Source organism: Vibrio sp. V42_P2S4T144 (assembly GCF_009904715.1).
GTDB classification, from domain to species: Bacteria; Pseudomonadota; Gammaproteobacteria; order Enterobacterales; family Vibrionaceae; genus Vibrio; species Vibrio alginolyticus.
The window spans coordinates 1-2333 of record NZ_WXWS01000635.1; the positions used below are offsets into that span (position 1 = coordinate 1).

Here is a 2333-nt window from a genome sequence, read left to right on the forward strand (position 1 = left end):
AATGAAATCATTTGAAGCACCTCAAAAGGGGAACGCAGGGATTTACATTTACCGAGAAGATGCTTTTGTCGGAGCAGCGCTTAAAAAGTATGTTTACGTCGATGGGGAATGTATTGGTGAAACCGCTCCTGGTGTATTCTTCTACCATGAGGTCGAAGGCAATAAAGAACATCAAGTAAGTACAGAGTCTGAGTTTTCTGAAAATCACTTAACTATCTTAACGGAAGAGGGCCGTAATTATTTCGTTAATCAATACATTAAAATGGGTGTATTTGTTGGTGGTGCGGGCGTAGAACTCGTAGACGAAAGCAAAGGTAAAGCAGAAGTACTAAAAGTCGACATGGCAGAAAAAGGAAACTGTTCTTCGATCTAGTTTTACAAACAGACCGCTTTTTAGATTAAAAAACACATTATCAATGTAACCCAACGCTTGATGAGATCCATTCAGCGTTGGGTTTTGTATTTTTGGCAAACACAGTATACCTATTTCAGACCGCATGATTTGCCACCTCCTAGCTTGAGCCCACTTATTGTTCAAAGAATCTACTTGTGAAACGTGAATTTTCGAGAGGATTTCGTAGGGAGCAATCCTACAAACGCGATTAACAGATATGCCATTCCATCATTAACCTTGTCGAGTGTATTGCTAAACTAGGTAGCGGTGTGTCTCCTCTCATTAAACAAATAATAGGTATATCAGTTTTAGCTTCTATGCCTTTACATCATGCACTCGGAGCGCAATTTAAAATCAAAGGGCTAACACCAATATTAGAGAAAAATCTTGAAAGTCACCTTACACCACTAACGAAACTCTCTGTTTCAAACATTACCTCAAATCGACTAACGCAGATGGTTAATAATGCGTTAAACCCTTATGGCTACTATCATTCCGAGCTCAATGTTCAGAGATCAGAGAATGATCTCATCACGCTTGAGGTTGACGCTGGGGAGGTGATGTTGGTCAAAAAATCTAATATTGCTGTGTCGGGAGAGGCCAGTAATGATCAGGATTTCATCGAACTAATTAATAAAGCTCAACTTAAACAAGGTCAGCCGTTGCTTCATTCTGAGTACGACACGCTAAAGCGAAACTTGATTTCATTGGCTCAGCAAAAAGGTTACTTGGATGGGCGTTTTATTGAATCGTCTTTGGAAGTCATTCCCAGTTTGAATCAAGCCCATGTGAATCTGCATTTCTCTAGTGGTTCTCGCTACCAATTTGGAGAGCTGTCTGTTCTTACGTCGGGTATCGAAACAGCACGAATAGAAGCGATGAGAACGTTTGAGCGGGGCGACGATTTTGACACTTTGAAATTGAGTCAATATCAGGCCGACCTCTCGAGTACTGATTGGTTTCGCAGTGTGATTGTGAAAGCGGATTTCGAGGAGATATCCGATGGTCATAAGGTGCCGATAGAAGTGCTCGCAGAGCCGAATTCACGTAATATTGTGCAAGTCGGTGGTGGGTATTCGACAGACTTAGGATTACGCGCTTCGCTGAACTGGACCAAGCCTTGGTACAACGCACGTGGACACAGTTTTGAGGCACAAGCGTACGCTTCCAAACCGGAACAATCGCTATTACTTGGTTACAAAATTCCCACCCAAAATGTTCTAACGGATTACTACGGGATTCAGTTTGAATCTAAGCATGTCGACTATCGAGACACATCGAGTTTTTCTAATGATTTATCGTTTGAAAAACACTGGCAGTTAGACAGTGATTGGCAAAGCACCATGCACGTTCGTTATTTGCAAGAAAGTTATCGACAAGCGTCGGAGAATGACGAATCACAGTTGTTATTACCAGGGGGGACATTTTCACTGCTTGATCGCAAGAACGATCAATTAGAAGTAAAGCACCGTCACGTCTACTCATTGGAATACTCAGACCCTAATTTTTTCTCCGACTCTCGTTTGCTGCGTATTGAGGGCAATAGTGTTCTGTCATGGGATATTAGTGAAAAACACAAGTTTCACTTTCGTTCTAATGTCGGTATTAATGTCGCTGACACTTTGAGCGATATTCCATCCTCGTTACGCTTCTTTGCGGGAGGTGATGGCAATCTTCGTGGTTATGGTTATGAGTCTATCTCTCCTAGAGATGAAAATGGCGATTTAACGGGTGCCCGTTACATGTTTACTGCTGGGCTGGAATATCAATATCAGGTCTACCGCCAATTGTGGCTTGGGGCATTTTATGATGTTGGTGATGCCTTCAACGATAGGGTGGATTGGAAAAGCGGTACAGGGCTGAGTTTGATATGGAATTCAAAGTATGTGCCCGTCAAAGTGGACTTTGCTTATGGTTTAGATGCTCCTCAAGGAGACCA

Annotated in this window: 2 protein-coding genes; both read left to right on the plus strand. The window is 42.3% G+C overall.

The features are described 5' to 3' along the window. The first annotated feature begins 1 nt into the window (after nucleotide 1). Nucleotides 2-373 carry a DUF2846 domain-containing protein gene (locus tag CAG68_RS20585; RefSeq protein WP_005387181.1) on the plus strand — a complete coding sequence of 124 codons (372 nt, stop codon included), beginning with the start codon at nucleotides 2-4 and terminating at the stop codon, nucleotides 371-373. A 338-nt stretch (nucleotides 374-711) separates the two neighbouring features. Further along, the coding region (locus CAG68_RS20590; RefSeq protein ID WP_202600020.1) for a BamA/TamA family outer membrane protein at nucleotides 712-2333 on the plus strand (1622 nt) is incomplete at its 3' end.